Origin of the sequence: Nocardioides massiliensis (assembly GCF_030811215.1) — a bacterium.
Lineage (GTDB): Bacteria > Actinomycetota > Actinomycetes > Propionibacteriales > Nocardioidaceae > Nocardioides_A > Nocardioides_A massiliensis.
Genome location: NZ_JAUSQM010000001.1, coordinates 3,189,243 through 3,212,003 on the forward strand (window position 1 = coordinate 3,189,243; position 22,761 = coordinate 3,212,003).

A 22,761-nucleotide genomic window follows, 5' to 3' on the forward strand; every position below is an offset into this window, starting at 1 on the left:
ACTGATTCGGTCCGCGAAGACTCCTAGCGTGCCGCCTATGAACTGGAACGCACTGCTCCTCGACCAGCTGTCCTGGCACTGGGACCACCACCTCCGGCCGCGCCTGGCCGGTCTCAGCGACGACGAGTACCGCCGGGAGCCGGTCGCCGGCTGCTGGAACGCCCGTCCCGAGGGCGATCCGGCGGCCGCACCGATCGCCGGCGGCACGGGACCGTTCCGCATCGACTTCGCGATGCCCGAGCCCGAGCCTGCACCCGTCACGACGATCGCCTGGCGCATCGGCCACCTCGTCGTCGCGGTGCTCGGCGAGCGCAACCACTCTCACTTCGGCGGTCCGCCGATCTCCTACCCCGACCACGCCTACGCGGGTACGGCGGACGAGGCACTGGCGCAGCTCGACGAGCACTACGGGCGCTGGGTCGAGGGGGTGCGTGGCCTGGGTGAGGACGGACTCGCGCGACCCTGCGGTCCCGCGGAGGGGCCGTGGGCGGATGCACCGATGGGGGCGCTCGTCCTGCACATCCACCGCGAGATGATCCACCACGGCAGCGAGCTCTGCCTACTGCGCGACCTCTACCGGGCCGGCGCCGGGGCTCAGGTGTTGGGCGGCGGGGCCTCGGCGTCCTGAATCCGCGCGGGGCGCGGTGCCCGGGCGCGCAACGGCCCGACCAGGCGCGGGCCGGACAGTCGGCGCTCGAGTCGCCGCGCCTCCCGCCGCAACGGCTGGGCGGCGTACTCGCCCAGGATCACGCCGGAGGCCAGGGCGATCGCGATCGAGGCGGCTGTGACCATCGCGACGATGCCTTCCGCGGAGTCACCCTGCTCCGCGCCGATGAGCGATAGACCGCGATAGATCGAGAGCCCGGGCAGCATCGGGAGGATCGCCGGCACGACGATGACCAGCGGCGGTACCCGGAACCGGCCGCTGGCGGCGTAAGCGACCAGGCCGACGAGCAGCGCCGCCGCGGAGGCTGCCCACGTGCGTCCGATCTCCTGGATCAGGACGGTCTGGTAGACGCCGACCGCGGTAGCCGCGATGAAGCCGATCGGAAGCAGCGACCGCCATGGTGCATAGCAGGACAGGGCGAAAGCGGCAGCTGCCAGACCCCCGCCGAACATCATGAAGGGCACGTACTCGAACCCGCCGGCGGCGCCGGGCTGCACGAAGCCCATGTCGAGGCCGAGCATGCGGGCGACGGTCAACCCGCCGCTCACCCCGGCGATGATGCCGGCTGTTGCCAGCAGCGCCTCGAGGATGCGCGCGCTGCCGGTGATGTAGAAGCCCGTGAGCGCGTCCTGGATCGCTCCCATGAAGCTGACGCCGGCCAGCAGCATGATCACGCTCGCGGTGATCACCAACGACGGTTGCGGGAACACGGACGGGAAGGCGGCCGTCGTGACGGCGGCGACCAGCGTGGCGAGCAGCCCGCCGGCGACCTGCTGGTAGAAGTCCGGCAGCCGACGCCGCGACATGCGCCACTTGAGGACGTCGATCCCCATCGCTGCAAGGAAGGCGATCGCGAGCATGGGGAGGTCGCCACCGAGGAGGACGCCGATCGCCGCACCGGAGACCCCCACCGCCAGCGTCGACGCCCAGCGGGGCAGGGCGTGACCGGTGGAGACGATCCGCGCGATCCGGGCCCGCGCCTCGTCGCGATCGATCGCGTCCGCCAGGAGCGCGTTGACGAGGGCGTCGACCCGGGTCAGGTCGTCGTAGTCGATGTCGCGATGCCGGACCTGGCGCACCTGGAGCAGGGCCGGCTCGTCGGGGTCGGACTGGTAGGAGACGCGCAGGGAGGTGAACGTCACGTCCACGTCGCAGTTGCGCAGTCCCAGGTGGTGGGTCAGCGACAGCATCGTCGCCGTGACGTCGGCGGCGCCGGCCCCGGAGGACAGCAGGATCTCCCCCACCCGCAGCGCCAGGTCCAAGGTCAGGTAGCGATCACGAGCCTCGGGCATGGGCGCATCATGGCATGCGCGAAAAGCCCGCAGACGTGCCGCTGCCGGCCACCCGTGCGGGTGGCCGGCAGCAGCTGGAGGAGGGTCCTCAGTCGATCAGCGGCAGATCCGCAGCAGCCCGCACAGGATCGGGTTGAAGATCGGGTCGAGCGGATCCAGGATCGGGCCGAGGATCGGGTCGAGCGGGTCGAGGATCGGGCCCAGGATCGGGTCCAGACCCCCGCCACTGGTCCCGCCACCGGTCCCGCCGCCGCCGGCACCACCGAGCAACGCAGCGAGCAGGTCGTTGATGAGGTCGGTCAGGAGCGTGAGGCCGAGCCCGCGGCCGAAGACCTCAGTGAGGCTGCTCAGCACCGCCGCAGCGGCCCGCGGGTCGTGCCCGCCGAGGGCAGGGAAGGCCTCGAGTCCGGGGAACGCGCCGCTGGTGAGCATCCCGGTGAGCCCGCTGAGCAGGCCACTCAGGTCGCCCGTGGACAGGGTGCTCAGGCCGCCACCGTTGAGGATCTGCAGCAGCGAGCCGAGCTGGTCGGCGCCGCCGCCACCACCCAGGTTGCCCAGCTGGGCGATAATCGGGGTGAGGGCCGAGGCCAGCCCCGTCGGCTCGACGGCCGTGAGCGTCGCCAGGAGAGCGGTCAGGTGCGTGATGTCCGCACCCTGCGGGAGACCGCCTCCGCCCCCGGCGACCTGTGCCAGGAGGGCGCTGAGCAGGTTCTGCAGCTGCGCCGCACCCGCGCCCCCACCGGCCGCGCCGCCGAGCAGGTCACCCAAGGAGCGCAGTCGGTCGACAACGCCACTGGGGTCGAGGTCGGAGAGCTGGGCGAGGATCGCGTCCAGCCCGGCGCCCTCGGCGCTTGGGAGGGCGGACTCGATGTCGAGCAGCTGGTCGAGCAGGCCCTCGACCGCGCTCCTCAGCGGGGCGCTGAGCTCCGCCGGGAGGAGGTCGAACAGGGGGTTGTTGAGCAGGAGCTCGAGTCCGGCAATCTGGTCCTTGACCTGCTTCTCGGCCTCGGGCTTGGTGGCCGGGCGGTTGGCGCACAGGTCACGCATGCTGCGCTGCGCGTTGTCGCGAGCCGCGCGGCGCACCGAGACGATCCGGGTCTGCGCCTTGTAGTTGCGGGTCCGGGTCTTGACGACCCGCTTGGCCTTGCGGAACTTCGCGACGGCGGCCTTGCGCTTCTTGAGCGTGACCTTGCCCGCGCGGTGGCGCTTGATGACCCGCGTCGCCTGGCGCTTGGCCTTGGCGCGCGCCTTCTTCGCCTGGTTGACCCGCTTCTTGATCCGGTTCTGCTTCGTGACGGCCTTCGTGTACGCCGTACGGGTGCTGGTGGCACGGCCCTGCGCCGCGACACAGGAGGCGTCCGCGGCGGTGCTGAAGGACGTCGTCGAGGTCGACTCCGCCGCCGTGGCGGGGGTCAGCGCGGAGAGGCCGACGACCAGCCCGAGGCTGAGCGCGGCCGTCAGCACGGCCCGTGCTGCATGTCGCATCGCGTGCAAGGTGATCTCCTGTCCAGTGGTCGGCACCACTCCTGTGACGCGGTGCCGTGAGCCCCTTGTCGGCACGCGCAGGCACGACCTGAGCGATCCGCGTGACCCGGCCCACATTTTTCTCGGCGCGTCGGTGTTGTCGGCCAGGCCGAGGGGGCAGGATCGCCCGCACGCCCGACCGTGGCGTCGACCGACATCCGGAGCCCCCCTTGGCCATCCCCGCTGACCCGACCGCGACCGCGTTCCTCCTCGCCGAGAGCCGGCGCATGCCGCTGCACGTCGGCGGGCTCGAGCTCTTCCGTCCGCCCGCGGACGCCGGGCCGGACTTCCCTCGTGAGCTCTACGAGGCCATGCGCGGGGCCGAGGAGATCGCGCCGCTGTTCCTGCGCCACCCGCACCGGTCGGCAGCCACCGGCGGGGCCTACGTCTGGCGCCCGGACCGACACTTCGACATCGACTACCACGTCCGTCACAGCGCCCTGCCCGCTCCGGGACGCATCCTGGAGCTGCTGGCGCTCTGCTCGCGCCTGCACGGCACCCGGCTCGCGCGCGAACGTCCGCTCTGGGAGGCGCATGTGATCGAGGGCCTCGCCGACGGACGGGTCGCCGTCTACACGAAGGTCCATCACGCCCTGGTCGACGGTGTCTCCGCGATGCGCCTGCTGCAGGGGGTGCTCAGCACCGATCCCGACGAGCGCGGGATGCAGCCCCCGTGGGCCGCGCACCCACCGGCCGCGGGGCGTCGCGGCGGTGGAGCCGTCGCGCCGTGGGAGGTGCCCGTGACGGCCGTGCGCCAGGCACTTGCGATCAGCGCCGACGCCGCCGGCCTCCCGGGGGCCCTGGTGCGCACGATCAGGCGCAGCGTCCGTGGCGAGCCGTCGTCACTCTCGCTGAGCGCCCCCCGCAGCATCCTCAACCAGCGCATCACCGCGGCCCGCCGCTTCGCCGCCCAGGACTGGGAGCTCGACCGGTTGCACGCGATCGGCACGGCCACCGGCACCACGATCAACGACGTCGTGCTGGCGATGTGCAGCGGCGCTCTGCGCACCTATCTCCGCGACAACGGGGGCCTGCCCGTCGAGCCGCTGATCGCGATGGTGCCGGTGGGGCTGAAGTCCGATGAGGTGAACTCGGCCTCGACGTCCGGAGGCAACGCCGTGGGCGCGGTCATGGTCCGCCTCGCCACCGACCTCGACGACCCGTCCGACCGCCTGCAGGCCATCCACCGCTCGATGCTCGACGGCAAGGAGGGCCTCGGTGCGATGAGCCCGCTGCAGATCGTCGCGATGTCCGGCCTCGGACTGGCCCCGGCGGTCGTCCTGCCCGCACTGCGGCTGAACGGGATCCTGCCGCCGCCCTTCAACCTGATCATCTCCAACGTGCCCGGGCCCCGCGACCCGTTGTACTTCAACGGGGCCGAGCTCGTCGGGATGTATCCGCTGTCGATCCCGATCGACGGCATGGCGCTCAACATCACCTGCACGACGTACGCCGGCTCGATCGGATTCGGTCTGACCGGGTGCCGGCGGACGGCGCCCAGCCTCCAGCACCTGCTGACCTACCTCGATGACGAGCTGCAGGCGCTGGAGGCGGCATGTCTCAGCTCGTGAGGGTGGGCGGCTCGTGCAGCCGCAGGAACTCCAGGTGGCGCTCGTACTGGTCGAGCACGTCGTCGATCAGCTGCGGCGCCGTGTAGCCCATGACGTCGTAGTCCTGACCGCCACTGCTGAGGTAGACCTCGAGGCGGCCGTAGTAGTCGTCGCCGCGGCTCATGCGCCCGGCGTACGACGGGACGGGCAGCTTCTGCAGGTGCACCTGGTAGCAGAACCGGTTCGGTGAGTCGGGCTCGAGGCAGAGCTCGACCATCCGGCTCCCCTCGGGGTCGACGTCCTCGCGCACCGTGACGGCGATCCCCTGCTTCCCCACCTCGGCGGCGACCTCCTCGAGCGCCGGCCGGACGACCTGGTCCAGGTGCTCCTCGACCCGGTGCGGCGCAGAGTAGGCCAGGACGCGGCGGGACCGAGGGGGCGCCTACCCACTCGCGCGCGTTCGCTCACCTCGTGTGCGCGAGGTGCGGTACTGCACGTGCTTGCGGACCGCGTCGACGATGCCGAGGACCGCCGTCACCACTGCGACCGCCACGACGATGCCGTCCACCGCGCGCCGCGGCGTGCCGGGGTCGTCGAGGCCCGCGAGGACCGCGGGGTTGACGACGTCCTGGGTGCGGATGAGAGCGACGAGGAACGCCGCGAAGACCACGTCGAGCACGATGCTCGTGACCGTCACGACCCGGGTCCAGTTGCCGACGACGAACTTCACCACCTCGACCACCAGGGTGACCACGAGCAGTGCGACGAACCCCCATGCCCAGCCGTTCGACCACAGCTCGGGGTCGAGCATCGGGGCGCGCACGCCGTCGGGCCCGTCGAGGGGTGAGCGGAAGTGCTGCCACGGCAGCCAGGCCAGGGCGAGGCCCGTGACTCCCGCTCCCCAGACCAGCTCCGGCACCCCGATCTGGCGGGACCGGGGAAGCTCGGGCAGGTCGTCGGGACTCCAGTCCTTGCGCGACTCCTCCAGCGCGCTGGGTGACCCGGTCCGTTCGAGGACCCAGAAGACCCCGGTCACCCAGAAGGCGATGTGGATCGCCGCGGTGAACCCGGTCCAGACCGCGTCCCCGATCGCCGCACCCGCGGCGACCCGGTCGAAGCCGACGTTGACCGCCAGCACAACCACCACGATGATCGGCACGACGGTGACGACCAGCGCGCGCAGCGTGGTCCACCAGTCGTCGAAGTAGCGCGGCCCGATCAGGTGACGGGGCCCGGCTGCGTACGCGTGCGAGAGCTGGGTCGGCTCCCCCATCTCGGTCAGCACCTCGCGTACGGCGAGCTCACGGCGTACGTCGTCGGCGGTCTCGCCGGTCCGGTCGTCGACCGAGTCCCAGATGCCGGCGCGAAGCTCGTCGGCCACGTCGGCGCGCTGCGCAGCGGGGAGGTGGCGGGCGACGGCGTGGACGTAGCGGTCGACGAGCCGGGCTGCGGCGTCCGCCGACGTCGCGGTGCGGTGGACGGTCATGAGGGGGTCCCTTCGAGAGCGGTACGGACACGGTGGTCGAGGGCGGCCCACTCCTGGGCCAGGGCGGACCGCAGGGCGCGGCCGGCGTCGGTGAGGACGTAGAACTTGCGCGGGCGCGACTCCTCGGTGTTCCACTCGCTGGTGAGCACGCCCTGCTTCTCGAGGCGGCGCAGCAGCGGGTAGAGCGTGTTGGCGTCGACGTCGAACCCCGCGTGCTCGAGCGTGGTCAGCAGCGCGTAGCCGTAGCGCGCCTCGTCGAGGACGCTCAGGCACGCCAGCACGACCGTCCCGCGGCGCAGCTCGCCGACATGACCCGCGAGCAGCTCTTCATCCATGCGTCGGACATTAGTGTGTCAGACACACTATTACAACAGCTCCGTGCCAGGTACACGGCGTCCAGGGCGAGCGCCCCCTACGCTGCCGCGCGTGGGATTCACCAGGACCGAGCTCGAGACCTTTCGCGACGCGACCGTGCCGGACGTCGTCGGCCCCGGCCTGCGGCTGCTCTTCGTGGGCATCAACCCGGGGCTGTGGACCGCCGCGACACAGACCCACTTCGCCCATCCCGGCAATCGCTTCTACCCGGCCCTGCTGCGCGCCGGCATCATCACCCGCCCGATCGACCCGGGCGCGGGGATGACCGACGACGACCGTGCCCACCTCCACTCGCGCGGCATCGGCCTGACCAACATCGTGGCGCGCGCGACCGCACGCGCCGACGAGCTGTCGCGCGAGGAGCTGCGCGCCGGCGGACGAGCCCTGCTGGAGTTCGTGCAGGAGCACCGCCCGGCGGTCGTCGCGATCGCAGGCATCACCGCCTACCGGACCGCGTTCGGCGTCCCGAAGGCGGTCAGCGGCGAGCAGCCCGGCACCTTCGGCGGCAGCCGGCTCTGGGTGGTGCCGAATCCCAGCGGGCTCAATGCGCACGCGACGGTCGCCACCCTCGCCGAGGCGTACGCCGAGCCGGCGCGTGCTGCAGGAGTGCTCAACGACTGAGGGCGTCGCGCAGGATCTCCGCGTGGTCGAACGCCAACCGGTCCTCGGCGAGGACCCGGTCGGTGTCGTACCAACCGGCGTGCGCCGCGTCGTCCGCGCCGACCGCGGGCGCCTCGGAGTCCACGTCCGCGACGAACACCACGCTCACCGTCCGTCCCCGCGGGTCCCGGTCGGGCCGTCCGTAGGCGCCGAGCTGGCACAGCTGTCCGGGCTCCACCTGCACCCCGGTCTCCTCGCGCAGCTCCCGCACCGCGGCATCGACCAGGTCCTCCTCGATGTCGACGAACCCGCCGGGGAACGCGAGCCGGCCGGCGTACGGCGCACGCGCCCGCTCGACCAGCAGGACCCGCCTCCCAGGAGCCAGCACGACGGCGTCGACGGTGACGGAGAAGATCGGGTAGTCGCTGGTGTAGACCACGCGACGGAGGCTAGCGGTCGGCACCGCCCGCGGCGTGCCACTGGTAGTGGCGCAAGGCGCTGACCGTGCCCCGCAGTGCCTGGTAGCGCCCGCGGTTCTCCGCCCGGCACCGCACACGCGCGACGCGCCGGTCGTACTCCGCGCACTCGGCCACCGTCTCGCTCCAGGTGGTGGTGTGCTCCTCGCTGCCGTCGTAGCGGGTGATGCTGAAGCCGTTGGCCGGGTCACCGGTGATCGCCACGATCGTGCGCGGTCGCGGCTCCCACCCGGGTGGGAGGTCGGTGCCCACCAGGGTGGCGGTCTGGGCGGCGGCGAGGGTGCCGGTGAGGGTGGCGGCGAGAGTAGCGGCGAGTACGCCGACGAGTGCCAGGACCGAACGATGCATGCGGGTCTCCCCTGGGTCGGGCGGCGCGGGGTGCGCCGCGGAGCGCGACCGTAGGAGCGCCCGGCGTCCCGGCGTCGCCGCTGACAAGCTCCTGTGGAGGACCGACGCCCGGTGCAGCCTGGGGACGACATGCGGCATCTTGCACCAATTGCCACCAACTGTCCGGGCCGTTGCCTACCCTCGTCCCCATGCCCTCCTCGCGTCGCCCGTTGCGCCGTCCCCTGCTCGCGCTCGTGTGCTCGGCCGCGTTGGTCCTCACACCGGGCCTCGCCCCGGCCGCGAGTGCCGACGACCAGCAGGGCCGTCGCGACGCGCCGCGGGACGCGCCCTACCGCTACGAGTCCGGCGAGCCCGCGTCCGGTCGGTTCGGGACGGCTGGGGTCAAGCCCGACACCCGGCCGGGTGCGGCCCACTTCGATGTCGACGAGGTGACGACACCGGTCGCGCGCGGCCTGACCCACACGCGCTTCGACCGGCTGCTCCCGACTGGCTGGATCCGGGCCAACCTCCTCACCGCCGACCTCGGCACGCCCGGTCTGCGGCTCAACTACGTCGGTGCGCCTCGCGTCTCCTCGACCGAACCGCTCGCGACGATGCTGCGCCGCCACGGCGCGGTCGCCGGGGTCAACGGCGACTTCTTCGACATCGGGGACACCGGTGCCGCGCTCGGCGTCGGCCAGCAGCGGGGGCGCGGACTCCTGCACGCCCCGGCCAGCGGCTGGAACAACACCTTCCTGCTGTCGGGCAAGCAGCAGGCGCGCATCGCGACCACGTTCCTCGACGCCTCGGTCCGCCGCGCGGGCGGCCAACTGCTGCGCGTCACCAACCTCAACTCCCCCACGATCGCGCGCGACGGCATCGGCATCTACACCCCGGCGTGGGGCTCCGATGCCCGCAGCCGCGTCGTGCCGGGGCAGCGCGCCCGCCAGGTCGTCATCCGCGACGGCCGGGTCCGCAGCAACAGCTTGCAGCTGGGCACCGGCGAGGTGCCGCAGGGCGCCACCGTGCTGATCGGTGTCGGCAAGGGCGCCCAGCGCCTCTCGGGCTGGCGCCGTGGCAATCGCGTAGCCGTGAAGTACGCCCTCGACACCTCCTCGCGGGTCGCCATCAGCGGCAACACCGTCATCCTCCGCAAGGGCACGGTCCTCGGTGGCGACCCGGTGCGCCACCCGCGCACCGCGATCGGCATCGACGCGACCGGCCAGCGCGTCTTCGTCCTGACCGTCGACGGCCGCGCCTCCCACAGCACGGGCGTCACGCTGGCCGAGACCGCGCGCATCCTCAAGGAGTGGGGCGCCGTCGACGCGCTCAATCTCGACGGGGGTGGCTCCTCGACGATGATGGCGCGTCACGCCGGCACTTCGATCGCCACGATGAACCACACCTCCGACGGTCGTCAGCGCGCGGTGCCCAACGGGCTGGGCTTCCGCGTGGTCAGCGGCAGCACGAAGCTGGCCGGCTTCCACGTGCGCACCGCCGGCACCCACCCCGACGACGACCGGGTGCTGCGTGGACTGGGACGCACGCTCGCCGCCCGCGGCCACACCGGTCGCTACGGTCCGTCGTCGGCCCGCCCGACGTGGCGCGCCGGCGCCGGCGCGCAGGTCCGTGCGGGCCGCTCACTGCGCAAGGTCGTGGTCGGGCGCGCCACCGGCCCGGTGACCGTGGCCGCGCGCAACGGAGCAGCGCGCGGCACCCTGGCACTGCGGGTGCTCGGCCCGGTCCAGCGTCTCGAGCCGACCCAGGGCCGCATCGTCCTCGCGGGCGCCGGCTCCGGTCAGTACGTCGAGCTGCGCGGCTACGACGCCGCCGGCCACGGCACCTGGGTCGAGCCGCGGGACGTCCAGCTGGCCTACAACCGCAACGTCCTCAGCGTCACGCCCAGCGGTCGCGGATTCCTCGTCCGCGCCAAGCGCGGCGACGCCCGCTCCCCGCTCACCTTCACCGCTGGTGGCGTCTCCAGCCGGATCGGCGTGACGAGCGGCGACCGGGGCGTGCGGGCCCATCGCCTCGACGGCGCCGGCGGGTGGAGCACCGCGACTGCCCGGGCGTCGGCGTCGCTCGCGGCGACGTCCAACCGTGCCGGGCGTGCTGGCCGCGCGCTGCAGGTCACCTACCGCGCCGCCAAGGCGGACCGCCGCGCCCGCCACATCACGCTCCGGCACGCACCGATCGCGCTGCGCCCCGCCTCCCACCAGCTGCGGCTGTGGGTGCGTGGCGACGGGTCCGGTGCGCGGGTCCGGCTGGGGCTGCGGCCTGCGCAGGGCGCGGCACGCTGGGTCACGATCGCGCCGCAGGTCACCTGGACGGGCTGGCGCCAGGTGCGCGTCACCCTCCCCGCCGCGCTGCGCCGCGCGGGCGCGACGCCGGCATCGGTGGACCGGATCCGGGTCGTGCCAACCAGGCCACGCGCGCATGCCGACCGCCTCGCCTTCGACGACCTCGGCAGCGCGGTCCCCTGGGTGCTCGCGCCGCTGCCGACGCTCCCCCGCGACGCGGCTGTCGTCGACGCGCCGAGTGCCACGAGCAGCAACCCGCGGATCGCCGTGCTCGGTGACACCGGTGTCTCCGCTGCGGCGCCGACCAGCGTCGCCGTACGTCGCTTCCGGGCCGCGCTGCGAGCGGCGCGCGCCGCCGGCGTCGACCAGGTGCTGCTCACCGGCGACGTCGTCACCCACGGCACGAGCGCCAACCTCGCCTTCGCCCGTAGCCTGCTCGAGGCCGAGCTCGGTCGCATCCCCTGGTCCTGGGCGCCGGGTGACCGCGACCGCGCCGGCGACCTGGCGAACTACCGCCGGGTGCTCGGAGCACCGACGAAGGTCTTCGATCGGGCGGGCGTCCGGTTCATCAGCCTCAACACCGCCGGTGGCACGGTGCGTGCCGGTGGGTTCGACCAGCTCGTGCGGCTGCGTCAGGCGCTCGCGAACTCGACGGCCAACAGGCAGGTGCGGGCAGCGGTCGTGGTGATGCACCACTCCCCCCGCTCGCTGGTGCCGGGCGCCGGTCGTCGGCTCGGCGACTCGCGCGAGGCCGACCTGGTCGAGGACGTCATGGGCAACGCCGCCGACCGCGGCACCACGCCGATCGCGATGGTGACCGGCCACGGCCGACGGTTCCAGGCGACGCACTACGACGGCGTGCTGGCGGTGGGCAGCGGACCGGTCGCGGGCGCTCCGGCAGGACCGTCCTCCGGGTCGTTCGTCGGGTGGACCCTGCTCGAGCTCGCCGGCGGCCGGCTCCAGACGTCGTTCGTCCCCACCGTCGACAGCGTGCAGCTCACGGCGCCGGCGTCGCTCGCCCGGGGTGCGACGAGCGCCTCCCGGGTCACCGTCCGCCAGGACGGCCGCGCGGTCCGGTGGACGTACCCGATGGCGGCCACCTGGCGGTCCTCGTCCCGGGTGCACGTCGGCGCCGCGGCCCAGGCGCCGCGGACGGCGTACGTCGCCGTCAACCCACGCACGGGGGCCATCACCGGTCTGCGGCGCGGCGCCACGGAGGTGAGCGTCGTGGTCGGCGGCGTGACAGCGTCGGCGCGGGTGAGCGTCAGCTGACCTGCAGCCGGCGGCGCAGGCCGCTGGCACGCTGCACCCGGCGCTCGACCGCGGCACGCACCGCCGCCTCGGTGCCGACGACCCGGACGTGCTCGCGGGCGCGCGTCACCGCGGTGTAGAAGAGCTCGCGGGTCAGCAGCAACGAGTCCTCGGGCGGGAGCAGCACGCTGACCTCGGCGGCCTGGCTGCCCTGCGCCTTGTGGATGGTCATCGCATACATCGTGTCGACGTCGCCGAGGCGCGCGGGTGCGAAGGCGTCGCCGCCGGTGAAGAACGCCCGTGGCCCGTCGGGGGTCGCGACCACGACGCCGGCGTCGCCGTTGAGGACGCCGAGCGCGTAGTCGTTGGCGGTCACCAGCAGCGGTCTGCCGATGCCCGAACGCCCGTGGTGGCCCGTCGCCTCGGCCAGCCACTGCTCGACCAGCGCGTTCCAGTGGCGTACGCCGGCGGGACCGTCCCGGTGGGCACACAGCAACCGGTGCTGCTCGAGCACGGCGAGGGCACCCGGCGCATCGCCGGCCTCCGCGGCCGCGTGCATGCGGAGCGCAGCGGACGTGCACGCCTCCCGCAGAGCGGGGACCGGGTCGTCGGTCTCGGCGAACGTGACCCCGGGGGCGCCGGCGCGCAGCACCCCGAGCACCTCGTCGGCGTCGCCTGCGCGGAGGGCACGGGCGAGCGCGCCGATGCCCTCGCCGTAGCGATGCACGGTGCGCAGACCGACGACGGGCGTGTGGGGGTGCTCGGCCAGGCCGGCCACCAGGTCGCCGAGGACCACGCCTGCCTCGACCGAGGCCAGCTGGTCGGGGTCACCGACGAGGATCAGCCGGGCGTCGGGCCGCACCGCCTCGAGCAGCCGGGCGGTCATCGTCAGCGACATCATCGACGTCTCGTCGACGAGCACCACGTCGTGCGGGAGGCGGTTGCCGCGGTGATGGCGGAACCGGGTGGCGTTGTCGGGACGGAAGCCCAGCAGGCGGTGGAGGGTGGTCGCCTCGAGCCCGCGCACGCGGTCGCGGTCGGCGACCGGAAGCTGGTCGGCCGCCTCCTCGATCGCCTCGCGCAGCCGCGCCGCCGCCTTGGCGGTCGGGGCGGCCAGGCCGACGCGCAGCTCCTCGCCGCGACGCTCGGCCTGCTCGCGCAGCAGGACCAGGAGACCGGCGACCGTGGTCGTCTTGCCGGTCCCGGGACCACCGGTGAGCACGGTCGTCGGCTGCCGGACAGCCGCCGCGGCTGCGGCGCGCTGCTCGGCGTACCCCTCGCCCGGGAAGACGCGGTGGGCACCGGCCTGCAGGAGTGTCTCGTCGGGGGCGGGCACCTCTGCGTCCAGCCGGACCAGCAGGTCGTCGCAGACCTGCACCTCGAGCGCGTGGTAGCGATCGAGGTGGAGCAGCTCGGTGTCGAGGTGCACGACGCCGGCGCGCAGCAGCGGACTCGCGGCGACGACCGAGCGCCACCGGTCGGGATCGGGCCACGGCAGCGTGCCGCGCTGGTCGACGGACAGGGCGCCCTCGAGGCTGTCGGCCACCGTTGCGAGGTCGAGCCCGACCGAGCCGAACCGCACCGCGCGCACCGTCAGCGCGACGGCCAGCAGCACCTCCGGCGAGGACTCGCCGCCCAGCCGGCCGACGGTCGTGGCGACGTGGATGTCGGCCGCGGTGAGCACCCCGGCGACGTTGAACGCGACGAGCTCATCGGGTGTGCCGTCGGGCACCCCGAGAAGTCGCCGGTCGTAGCCGTCGAGGGGTTCGAACAGCTCACTCATGGAGTGCCTCCGGGGCGTGGCCGTCGAGGAGGTCGGAGACGGCCCGGACGAGCGCGACCGGCGGCTGCCAGGAGAAGACGCCGCAGGGTCCGCCGTCGAGGACCGGGGTCTCGGGACCACACATCCCGCGCAGGTAGAGGTAGAGGACGCCGCCGAGGTGGGTCTGCGGGTCATAGCCCCGGAGCCGCCACCGCAGGTAGCGGTGGAGCACCACGGCATACAGCAGTGCCTGGAGCGGGTAGTCCGAGCCGCCCATCGCCGCCGCCAGCGCGCTCGGGCGGTAGTCCTCGGCGTGCAGCTGCGCCGGACGGCCCGGCTCGGCGGGACGTCCACCGAGCCAGTTGGTCTTGTAGTCGACGACGAGGAACCGCGGAGCATCGTCGGGACCCGGCACGCGCATCACGACGTCGACGGATCCGGTGAGGTAGCCACGCAGCTCCTGCTCGGCGAGCAGCGGGTCGGCCAGCTGCTCGGCGTAGGGCAGCACGGGATCGTCGGCGGGCAGGTGGGCGCGCAGCAGGGGCGCGAGGTCGCCCAGCCGGACCGGGCTGGTCGTCACCCGCCCGCGGGGGCCGTCGCCGCCGGCGAGGGGGAGCTCGAAGTCGAGCTCACGCAACCGGTCGCGCAGACCGATGTCGCGCAGGGTGAGGCCCGGTGCCAGCGGTCCCAACGGGCTGGTCATCACCGCCAGCAGCGCCGCGACCATCAGCTGCCGGTCGACGTCGACCGGCCATTGGACGAGCTGCTCATCGAGGTGGGTGTGCAGCTCGGTCTCGAGGTCGGCAGCGTCGGGGTCGGCCACCTCGAGGACCGCATGCACCAGCGAGCCGAAGGTCGCACCGACCGGCAGGTCGGCCATGGGTGAGCGCGTCGCCCGCGGGGCGTCGGCCTCGGCCTCGGTCGGAGCCGGCTGCGGCTCGTCGGGCTCGTCCGTGCGGGGGGTCGTCTCGGGCTCGCTGCCGACACCCGGGGTCGTGTGGTCGACCACTGCGCTGAGCGCGCTGTAGGACGTGCGGCGCCAGCGGACGTCGACCCCCCTGTCGAACCGGCGTACGGCGAGGGTGGGCACGCTCTGCTCGGGGACCAGGGGCGGCGGGTCGACGGGGTCGGCCCACTCCCAGGCGAAGCCACCGGCAGCCTGCCAACCGTCGAGGGCGCGTGCGATCGCGTGCTCGTCGCCGAGCGGCTGCTCGTCGGGCACCTGCGCCCATCCGGGCAGCCGGCCGAACAGCATCCGGTGCAGGGGCGAGGCGGCGGTGTTGCCCCACGTCGGCGCCCACCACGCCACGACCTGGGACCGGGCGCGCGTGAGCGCGACGTAGAGCAGGCGCAACGACTCGGCCGACTCCTCGCGCGCATGAGCGGCCTCGTGGTCAGCCCGGCGGGCGTTGCCCGCGACCTTGCCCCCGACGTCGCGAGCACGCCGCCCGTCGGCGGTGTGGAACCGCGGCACGGGCGGAGTGCCGACCCAGCGGTCCCACAGCTGCGGGAGGTAGACGATGGGGTACTCGAGCCCCTTGCTGCCGTGGATCGTGGCGAGCTGCACCGCGGCGGAGTCGCTGTCGAGTCGGCGGGTGCGCTCCGCGGCCACCTCGAGCCGGTCGTCGGCCCGCTGCTCGCGCAGCCAGCCGAGGAGGGCAACGAGGCCGAGCCCCTCCTCGACGCCGACGCCGTGGAGCACCTCGGCGAGGTGGCGCAGGTCGGTCAGGTGGCGCTCGCCGCCCGGGCGCGCGAGGACCCGCTGGGTCAGCCCGTCCGCAGCGGCTGCCTCCATCACCGCGGCGACGCCGCGACCGGCGAGCAGGTCGGCCCACCCGCGCAGCCGCCCGGCGATCCGGTCGGTCAGCTCGTCTCCCCCGGCATCGATCTCGGCCGGCGTCGCGCCGACGAAAGCGGTCGGCGCCGCCGCACGCACGCGCACGGACCGGTGGGGCTGCTCGAGCGCCTCGAGCAGGCTGAGCCACTCGGCGCCGGCCGGCGTGGCGAAGACACTGCCGCCACCGGCGACCACCGCGGGGATGCCGCGGACGGCGAGCGCCTCGTGGATCGCCTGCAGCGCGGCGTTGGTGCGGGCGAGGACGGCGATGTCGGCCGGACGGACCGGGCGGTCGTCGACCCGGGCATCGGAGGCGAGCAGCGCGGCCACGTCGCGGACCAGGTCGTCGACGACGTGAGCCCGGACCCGGTCGGCCTCTCCCTTGCCGCGGCGGACCGCACCGGGCCGCACCGCGCGTAGCCGCAGCGGCGCCCCGGCGCCGCTGATGCGGGCGTGGCCGCGGGCCGACGACACCTCGCGGACGGTGATGCGCTCGTCGCCCAGGGCGGCACCGCGGAGCACGACGTCGAGGCCGCGCACCAGGTCGGGGTCACTGCGCCAGTTGGTGGCGAGGGTCTGGTGGCGCGCCACGGTGGTGGTCGCTTGGAGGTAGGTGGTGACGTCGCCGCCACGGAACGCGTAGATCGCCTGCTTGGGGTCGCCGATCAGGACCATGGTGGCGTGACCGGTGAACGCCCGGTCGAGGACCTGCCACTGCACCGGGTCGGTGTCTTGGAACTCGTCGACCAGGACGATCGACCAGCGCTGGCGCATCCGGACCCGTGCGGGCGAGTCGGCAGCGTCGAGCGCGTCCGCCAACTGGGAGAGCAGGTCGTCGTAGCTCAGGACACCGAGGCGGCGCTTGCGCCGCTCGAGCTCGGCGCGGACGGCCTCCGCGAAGGCGACGCGGACCCCGGCGGGCGACTCCGCCGGGGCGTCGGTCGGCTCCAGCACCGCCTGGGGGTCCTCGGTCGCCTCGCGACCGAGGACCACCGCCTCGTCGTACGTCAGCTGCGGGACGTCCTGGCCGGCGTGCAGACGCAGGTAGAGGTCGTCGACGACCTCGCCACGCAGCTCGCTGAGGTCCTCGACCAGGCGCGCCTCAGGGTCGGTGTCGCCGGCGATCCCGAGACCGCGCAGCACGAGCTGGCAGAACTGGTGGGTGGTGACGATCGTCGCGGCGTCGAAGCCGCCCAGGGCGGCACGCACGCGAGCACGTCGGCGCGCGCGCTCCGGTTGGTCGACGTCGACGAGCAGGCGCAGCAGGTCGCTCGGCTCGTCGGGCAGCTCACCGGCGAGCGCCCGGTCGAGCTCGACCAGCTGCTCACGGACGCGGTCGCGTAGCTCCTGGCTGGCGGCCCGGCCGAAGGTGACGACCAGCATCTCGTCGAGTGTGGCGACGCCCTCCGCGACGTAGCGGGCGACCAGCGCGCCGATGGTCCAGGTCTTGCCGGTGCCGGCACTGGCCTCGAGCAGGGTGGTGCCGCCCTCGGGCGGCAGGGGTCCGGTGACAGCGAACGGTGTCACCTCGGGAGCAGGAGTCGTCACAGTGCCCCCGTTCGTGCGGCCGCGAGCAAGGGGGTCCACAGGCGCAGCGCGAGCTGGCCCAGGCGGGAGTCCTCACCAGGGAACCACCACTCGTCGTCGCGCGGCGCGATCGCACGCAGCTCATCGAGCGTCAGCTGGCCGCCGAAGGCCCGCTGGTGGTGGACGTCGCGGTCCTCCTGCACGAAGCCGTCCTCGGCGAACCGCGGGGTCTCCCACGCACTGCGCGCCTTCTCCCACACGTCCTTGGTCGGCACGCCGCGCATCTCCGCGTCGCGCTCCTCGGCGTAGGCCGCCGCGGTCTTCAGCGGCAGCGGGAGCGGCTCGCACGTGCCGCGGTCGAAGAGGTCGACGAGCTCGTGCAGCCAGAGCTCGGCCTGGTGGTCGAGCGGACCGAGGAGGGTCTGGCTCACCTGGCTGCGGGGACCGCGACCGATGGCCGCCGCCGTCCAGTGCTGGTCGGGTAGCCCGACGGTCAGCGCCAGCAGGTCGACCCAGGACTGCACGCGTGGGCGCGGACCCAGGCGGGAGTAGGTGACGGTCGCGCGGCGATGCCCGCGCAGGCCCTCGACCGTGCCGCGCAGCCGACGACCGCCCCCGAGGTCGATGTCGACGTCGACGCTGCGAGGCGGGACGTCGAGCAGCGGAGCGACCGCGGTGTGGAGCGGGCGCACGTTCTTGAGCACCTCCTCGAGCGCTCGCACCCCGGCCGGTCCCGGTGGCAGCACGCCGCGCAGCTGCTCGGCGAGCATGGCCTCGTGCGGGGTACCCCCACTGAAGACAGTGCGCATGAGGCGTTCGCCCACGTCCCACTTCTGGAGAGCGTTGAGCGCGAGCGGGATGCCGACCGGCAGCTCCTCGGCCTCGAGCGGCGCGGCGACGTCGAGCCGGCGCCGCAGGAACCACCGCACCGGGTTGCCGACGAACTCACGCAGCTCGGCGAGGGAGACGTCGGCAGGGGGCAACGGCGGCAGCGGCTCGGGGAGCAGGGGCGTGCGGACGAGGATCGCGGGCCGCGTCACCCGCGCGTGGCGGGCTGCCTGTGCACCGGCGAGAGCGGTCGGGTCGAACGAGAACGGCTCGGGAGCGAAGTTGCGCTCGTCGAAGGGCTGCAGGGGGTGGCGGCGTACGACGTGGTCACGCAGCCGGGTCGCCGGGTCGGGCGCGGTGGCCGTGAGATCGAGCGCGTCGAGGACCTCGCCCAGGGGCACCGCGGGGGGCCGGGCCGTGCCGGTGTGCTCGTTGGCGCCGGTGTAGGTGATGACCAGGTGCTCGCGGGCGGCGAGCACCGCGTCGAGCAGGAGCTGGCGGTCCTCGCTGCGGATGTCGCGCTCCCCGGTGACGGGGGTACGGGCGAGCACGTCGTCGCCGTCGACCGTCTCCAGGCGCGGGAACACGCCGTCGTCGAGCCCGAGCAGGCAGACGACGCGGTGCGGGACCGAGCGCATCGGCACCATCGAGCAGACGGTCAGAGTGCCGGTGCGGAAGCTCGACCGGGTGGGCCGGCCGGCGAGCAACCGACGCAGAAGGCTGCGCACGTCGGCGACGAGCAGCCGCTGCTCCCCACCGGCTGCGGCGACCCGAGCGAGCTCGCGGTCGAGCTGGGAGCGCTGCCAGGCGTCGTCGCGGGCGACGTCGGCGAGCGCGTGCACGGTCGAGCCGAGCGCGTCGATCCAGTCGTCGACCGACGCCCCGTCGGCGACGCGGCGCACGAACCCGGCGAGCCGGTCCACGACCTCGGCGAGCCGGCCGGCCAGGTCGATGCGGGTGCCCTCGACGTCGTCGAGCGGCAGCGCCGGCCCGAGATGGCGCCCGCCCTCGTCGGCCATCGCGACACCGAGCAGGATCCGGTCGAGACCCGCGCGCCAGGAGTTCTCCCGCAGGTCGAGCCCGTAGCCGTGGCGGTGCTCGGCGTCGAGACCCCACCGGATCGACGCCTGCCGCACCCAGGAGGCGAGCTGTGCGAGGTCGTCCTCGTCGAAGCCGAAGCGACGGCGCACGGGCTCGCGTGCGACCAGGTCGAGCACCTGCGCCGCGGTCACGCGTGCGCCGGCCAGGTCGACCAGCGCGACGGCGAGCGACAGCAGCGGGTTGGTGCTGAGCAGCGCCCGATCGGCCAGCCGGACGCGCAGACCGTGGGCGGGGTGCAGGTCGGGCTCCGGGACGTCGGTGGCCCCCGCCAACCCGAACGCCGCGTGGATCAGCGGCGCGACCTGCTCGACGTCGGGGCACAGCACGATCACGTCGCGCGGCTCGAGCTCCGGGTCGTCGGCGAGCAGGCCGAGCAGCACCTCGCGCAGCACCTCGACCTGACGGGCCAGACCGTGACAGGCGTGCACCTGGATGCTGCGGTCGTCGGGGCGCACGCGCCGGGCGGCGCGCTTGGCGGCGCTCGGGACCCGGTCTCCGCGCAGATCGTCGTGGAGCCACCCGAGGAGGGAGTCGCCCGCCCCGGTCGAGTCGGCGGCAGCCGGCGGAGTGCGGTCCTCGGCTCCCAGGGCACCGAGGGTGCGCTGGAGCTCGCGGGCGTCGCGGCCGAGCGCCTCCAGCAGGGGGTGCTCGGCGCTCGGGGACGGGACGTCCGCCCGGGGCACGGGTCCGCGCGTCGCGTCGGCGGCGAGCCGCTCCCAGAGCGGGCCGGAGGCCTGCGGGAGCCAGAGATGGACGTCGCGCTGCTCCCCCAGCGCCGCGAGCAGCGCGGCGTCGGTGCGGGTGATGCGGGTGTGGCCGAACAGCGACAGCCGCGGTGGCAGGTCGAGCTCGAGGGTGCCCGCGCGCAGCGCCTCCACGGCCCCCGCGACCCGTTCCGGCGGGGTCGGCAGACCGGACTCGGCGCGCACCCGTGCCGCCACCCGCCGCCACAGCTCCGCCTGCCAGGCCAGGTCGGGGTCGAGCGCGGAGCCGAGACCGTCCTCGGCACGGCCGGCGTCCCACGCCGTGACCAGCTCGGGGCGCTGGGCGGCGTACGCAGCGAAGAGCCCGGCGACCCGGCGGGCGACGGCGTAGCGACGCTGACGGCGCAGCGCCATCGCCGCCGACTCCTCGGGACCGCCGGTGAGACCGAGATGGGCGGCGATCGTGGCGCACCAGTCCTGGCCGGCGCACTCCTCGAGCACGTCGAGGACCTGCCAGACCAACCGGTCGGGCGACCACGGGTCGTCACGGTCGCGGTCGAGCAGCAGCGAGATCAGCGACCCCGGCGACAGCATCCGCACGCCGGCGCACACGCCGTCGTCTGCGCCGGGGCGCGTGCCGGCACCGAGTCGGTGGGCCAGGGTCTGCGCCAACCAGCGCTCGACACCGCGCGCCGGGACCACCACCAGCTCCTGGACGAACGGGTCCTCCAGGGGCTGCGCGAGCAGCGCGCCGAGACCGGAGGCGAGGTCGTCGACCCGGTCGGCGCGGTGGAGGATCAGCGTCACGGCGGCAGCCTCGCACGTGGCGCCGACACCCGCGACACAGCACCCGCGACACAGCACCCGCGACAACCCGGAAGAATGGGTGCATGACCGACGGATGGCCGGTGGCGCTCGCGTTCGCCTTCCTGACCGTCCTCGGATTCTGCCGCGCCGGGGCGACGTACCTCATCGGGCGCGGTGTCCGGCACTGGGGTTCACGGCGTCGGGCGAGCAGCGAGCAGTCGCGCACGCCCTCTCCGACCCTGCAGTACGCCGAACGCCTCGTGCGCCGGCTGGGACCGGTCGCGGTGCCGCTGAGCTTCCTGACGGTCGGGCTGCAGACGGCGATCCACCTGACCGCCGGGGCGCTGCGGATGCCGGGCCGCTACTACGTCCCTGCGCTCGCGGTGGGTGCGCTCATCTGGGCCACGCTCTACACCACCGTCGGCCTGGCGGTGCTGCACACCGTCTGGGGTCGGGTGGACCGCTGGGTCCTCGTGAGCGCTGTGGCGGCCGTGGTCGTGGTGGTCGTCGTCAACCTCGTGCTGCGGCGCCGCCGCGACCGGCTCGCCGGACGGGCAGACTGAGGCGCGTGAGCCACCCGACTCCCCCGCCGTACTTCATCGGCCTCGACCTGGCCTGGGGCACCACCCGCCCCACCGGCATCGCCGTGCTCGACGAGAGCGGCCGGCTCGTCCACGTCTCGGCGGCAGTCGGCGACGACGCGATCACGGCCGCGCTCGCGCCGTACGTCGAGGGCCCGTGCGTGGTCGCGGTCGACGCGCCTCTGGTCGTCACGAACCCCGACGGCAACCGGCCCGCGGAGGCGGCGCTCAACCGCGACTTCCGCGCCTTCGACGCCGGCGCCCACCCGGTCAACCGCGGCCGTCCGGAGTTCGACCCGCCCCGCGGCGGGACGCTCGCCGCGCGGCTCGGGCTCGACATCGACCCGGCATCCGCAGCGCCGCGCCGGGCGATCGAGGTCTACCCGCACCCCGCGACGGTCGCGCTGTTCCGGCTCGACCGCACGATCAAGTACAAGCACAAGACCGGGCGCTCCTTCACGCTCCTGCAGGCGGAGCTGCTGCGACTGATCGGTCTGATGGAGGGGCTCGCGACCGCCGACCCGCCGCTGGTCCTCGACGACAGGGGTGGCGACGACAGCGGCTGGGACGACCTGCGTGCGGCAGTGGAGGACGCCGGACGCAAGAGCGAGCTGCGCCGCATCGAGGACCAGGTCGACGCTGTCCTGTGTGCCTACGTCGCGCTGTTCGCCACCCGACGGCCGGACGCCGTGACGACGTACGGCGACGCGACCACCGGCGCGATCGTGACCCCGACGCTCCCCGTCGATCTCCTCCCGGCCTCGCGGTCGGCGCGGGAGAGCGCGCCCGACCCGGTCGCACCCGTGTCCGCGGCACTGCGCGGCTTCGTCGACGCGCTCCCCCGCATCCGGGAGGCGACCGACGCGATGGCTGCGGCCATCACCGGGCTGCTCGACGACGCAGGCGTCAACTACCTGACCGTGAGCGGACGCGCGAAGTCGCTGACGTCCTTCGCCGCCAAGGCCTCGCGCACCGTCGACGGGGTGCCGCTCTACGCCGACCCGCTCACCGAGATCACCGACCAGCTCGGGGTCCGGGTCGTCACTTACGTCACCGACGACGTGGACGCGGTGGTCGACCTGCTCGCCGAGCACCACCGGATCCTCGACGACCGGGACCTCGGGCTCGAGACTGCCAGCGAGGGGCGGTTCGGATACTCGTCACGGCACCTGCTGCTGGCGCTCCCCGATGTCGCTCCCTATACCGACGTGCCGTGCGGCGCCGCGTCGGTGCAGGTGCGCACGGTGCTGCAGCACGCGTGGGCGGAGTTCGAGCACGACATCCGCTACAAGGGCACGGTGCCCGAGGCGGACGCGCCCGACCTGGACCGGCGCTTCACGCTCGCCGCCGGCCTCATCGAGCTCGCCGACAAGGAGTTCTCCGCGATCCGTGAACGGATCCAGTCGAGCGTCGGCGACAGCGACACCGACACCGACCCCAACGACCCGCGGATCAGCGGGCAGGAGCTGGCGACCTTCCTCACGAGCCGCTACCCCGACGCCGGCTGGTCCCGCTCGGACCACTACGACTGGATGGCCCGGCTGCTGCTGGAGCTCGGGGTGACGTCCCTCGACGAGCTCGCCGTGCTGCTCGAGACGGTCGACCACGCAGCGCTCGACGTACGCCTGGGCTACAAGCACCCCTCGCGCGCCGTACGCCGGCTCGACGACGCGCTGCTGGCGTTGTTCGGGGAGCAGTACGTCGGGCTCAGCGGCAACGGGGACCGCCGCGACCTTCTGCGGGAGCGGCACGCCCGGATCACGTGA

16 protein-coding genes are annotated in these 22,761 nt (G+C 73.8%); 6 read left to right on the plus strand and 10 right to left on the minus strand.

Annotated features, from left to right (window positions below; all coding sequences use genetic code 11):
- The first annotated feature begins 37 nt into the window (after positions 1-37).
- Positions 38-628 (plus strand): DinB family protein, encoded by a 591-nt coding sequence (locus J2S59_RS15860; protein ID WP_068121849.1) that lies wholly within the window; start codon positions 38-40, stop codon positions 626-628.
- On the opposite strand, the gene J2S59_RS15865 is transcribed toward J2S59_RS15860, so the two are convergent.
- Together J2S59_RS15865 and J2S59_RS15870 are read right to left on the minus strand one after the other, a co-directional pair.
- On the minus strand, positions 595-1,959 hold the full coding sequence (locus tag J2S59_RS15865) for a threonine/serine exporter family protein (protein WP_306825280.1): 1,365 nt from the start codon (positions 1,957-1,959) through the stop codon (positions 595-597). The two genes, J2S59_RS15860 and J2S59_RS15865, sit on opposite strands and share 34 nt — an antisense overlap.
- Positions 1,960-2,055: 96 nt before the next feature.
- On the minus strand, positions 2,056-3,444 hold the full coding sequence (locus J2S59_RS15870; protein WP_306825281.1) for a hypothetical protein: 1,389 nt from the start codon (positions 3,442-3,444) through the stop codon (positions 2,056-2,058).
- Between the two features lie 209 nt (positions 3,445-3,653).
- Here J2S59_RS15870 and J2S59_RS15875 point away from each other — a divergent pair, with 209 nt between their 5' ends.
- Positions 3,654-5,054: a WS/DGAT/MGAT family O-acyltransferase gene (locus tag J2S59_RS15875; RefSeq protein ID WP_181641515.1), complete on the plus strand. Its 1,401-nt coding sequence runs from the start codon at positions 3,654-3,656 to the stop codon at positions 5,052-5,054.
- Here J2S59_RS15875 and J2S59_RS15880 read toward each other — a convergent pair.
- The 3 genes from J2S59_RS15880 to J2S59_RS15890 all read right to left on the minus strand — a co-directional run bounded on the left by J2S59_RS15880 (position 5,044) and on the right by J2S59_RS15890 (position 6,854).
- Positions 5,044-5,370, minus strand: a complete 327-nt coding sequence (locus J2S59_RS15880) for a hypothetical protein (protein WP_068117101.1) — start codon at positions 5,368-5,370, stop codon at positions 5,044-5,046. The genes J2S59_RS15875 and J2S59_RS15880 overlap by 11 nt on opposite strands.
- Positions 5,371-5,475: 105 nt before the next feature.
- Positions 5,476-6,519: an HAAS signaling domain-containing protein gene (locus J2S59_RS15885; protein ID WP_068117104.1), complete on the minus strand. Its 1,044-nt coding sequence runs from the start codon at positions 6,517-6,519 to the stop codon at positions 5,476-5,478.
- Positions 6,516-6,854, minus strand: coding sequence for a PadR family transcriptional regulator (locus tag J2S59_RS15890; protein WP_068117107.1), 339 nt, complete (start codon positions 6,852-6,854; stop codon positions 6,516-6,518). Before J2S59_RS15890 ends, J2S59_RS15885 begins: the two co-directional genes overlap by 4 nt.
- A 91-nt stretch (positions 6,855-6,945) precedes the next feature.
- Here J2S59_RS15890 and J2S59_RS15895 point away from each other — a divergent pair, with 91 nt between their 5' ends.
- Positions 6,946-7,515 (plus strand): mismatch-specific DNA-glycosylase, encoded by a 570-nt coding sequence (locus J2S59_RS15895; protein WP_068117110.1) that lies wholly within the window; start codon positions 6,946-6,948, stop codon positions 7,513-7,515.
- On the opposite strand, the gene J2S59_RS15900 is transcribed toward J2S59_RS15895, so the two are convergent.
- Together J2S59_RS15900 and J2S59_RS15905 are read right to left on the minus strand one after the other, a co-directional pair.
- Positions 7,505-7,933, minus strand: a complete 429-nt coding sequence (locus J2S59_RS15900) for an NUDIX domain-containing protein (RefSeq protein WP_068117114.1) — start codon at positions 7,931-7,933, stop codon at positions 7,505-7,507. The genes J2S59_RS15895 and J2S59_RS15900 overlap by 11 nt on opposite strands.
- Before the next feature lie 10 nt (positions 7,934-7,943).
- Positions 7,944-8,318, minus strand: a complete 375-nt coding sequence (locus J2S59_RS15905) for a hypothetical protein (protein WP_068117116.1) — start codon at positions 8,316-8,318, stop codon at positions 7,944-7,946.
- A gap of 188 nt (positions 8,319-8,506) precedes the next feature.
- Here J2S59_RS15905 and J2S59_RS15910 point away from each other — a divergent pair, with 188 nt between their 5' ends.
- On the plus strand, positions 8,507-11,869 hold the full coding sequence (locus J2S59_RS15910; RefSeq protein WP_306825282.1) for a phosphodiester glycosidase family protein: 3,363 nt from the start codon (positions 8,507-8,509) through the stop codon (positions 11,867-11,869).
- Here J2S59_RS15910 and recD read toward each other — a convergent pair.
- From recD to recC, 3 genes are read right to left on the minus strand one after another with little or no spacing between them, the layout of a single operon-like run.
- Entirely contained in the window at positions 11,862-13,631 is a 1,770-nt protein-coding gene (recD, locus tag J2S59_RS15915; RefSeq protein ID WP_181641802.1) for an exodeoxyribonuclease V subunit alpha, read from the minus strand. The genes J2S59_RS15910 and recD overlap by 8 nt on opposite strands.
- Positions 13,624-16,995, minus strand: a complete 3,372-nt coding sequence (locus tag J2S59_RS15920; protein WP_068119889.1) for a UvrD-helicase domain-containing protein — start codon at positions 16,993-16,995, stop codon at positions 13,624-13,626. The genes recD and J2S59_RS15920 overlap by 8 nt, the downstream gene beginning before the upstream one ends.
- Positions 16,992-20,414 carry an exodeoxyribonuclease V subunit gamma gene (gene recC / locus J2S59_RS15925; RefSeq protein ID WP_068119887.1) on the minus strand — a complete coding sequence of 1,141 codons (3,423 nt, stop codon included), beginning with the start codon at positions 20,412-20,414 and terminating at the stop codon, positions 16,992-16,994. Before recC ends, J2S59_RS15920 begins: the two co-directional genes overlap by 4 nt.
- Before the next feature lie 83 nt (positions 20,415-20,497).
- Here recC and J2S59_RS15930 point away from each other — a divergent pair, with 83 nt between their 5' ends.
- Complete coding sequence (locus J2S59_RS15930) at positions 20,498-20,977, plus strand: DedA family protein (protein ID WP_181641800.1); 480 nt, start codon at positions 20,498-20,500, stop codon at positions 20,975-20,977.
- 5 nt (positions 20,978-20,982) lie between these two features.
- Positions 20,983-22,761, plus strand: coding sequence for a DUF429 domain-containing protein (locus J2S59_RS15935; protein ID WP_306825283.1), 1,779 nt, complete (start codon positions 20,983-20,985; stop codon positions 22,759-22,761).

Coding starts and splice junctions, on each gene's coding strand:
- J2S59_RS15905 (WP_068117116.1), bottom strand. CDS start 8,318: ATGCATCGTTCGGTCCTGGCACTCGTCGGCGTACTCGCCGCTACTCTC.
- J2S59_RS15890 (WP_068117107.1), bottom strand. CDS start 6,854: ATGGATGAAGAGCTGCTCGCGGGTCATGTCGGCGAGCTGCGCCGCGGG.
- J2S59_RS15870 (WP_306825281.1), bottom strand. CDS start 3,444: ATGCGACATGCAGCACGGGCCGTGCTGACGGCCGCGCTCAGCCTCGGG.
- J2S59_RS15860 (WP_068121849.1), top strand. CDS start 38: ATGAACTGGAACGCACTGCTCCTCGACCAGCTGTCCTGGCACTGGGAC.
- J2S59_RS15930 (WP_181641800.1), top strand. CDS start 20,498: ATGACCGACGGATGGCCGGTGGCGCTCGCGTTCGCCTTCCTGACCGTC.
- J2S59_RS15910 (WP_306825282.1), top strand. CDS start 8,507: ATGCCCTCCTCGCGTCGCCCGTTGCGCCGTCCCCTGCTCGCGCTCGTG.
- J2S59_RS15865 (WP_306825280.1), bottom strand. CDS start 1,959: ATGCCCGAGGCTCGTGATCGCTACCTGACCTTGGACCTGGCGCTGCGG.
- recD (WP_181641802.1), bottom strand. CDS start 13,631: ATGAGTGAGCTGTTCGAACCCCTCGACGGCTACGACCGGCGACTTCTC.
- J2S59_RS15885 (WP_068117104.1), bottom strand. CDS start 6,519: ATGACCGTCCACCGCACCGCGACGTCGGCGGACGCCGCAGCCCGGCTC.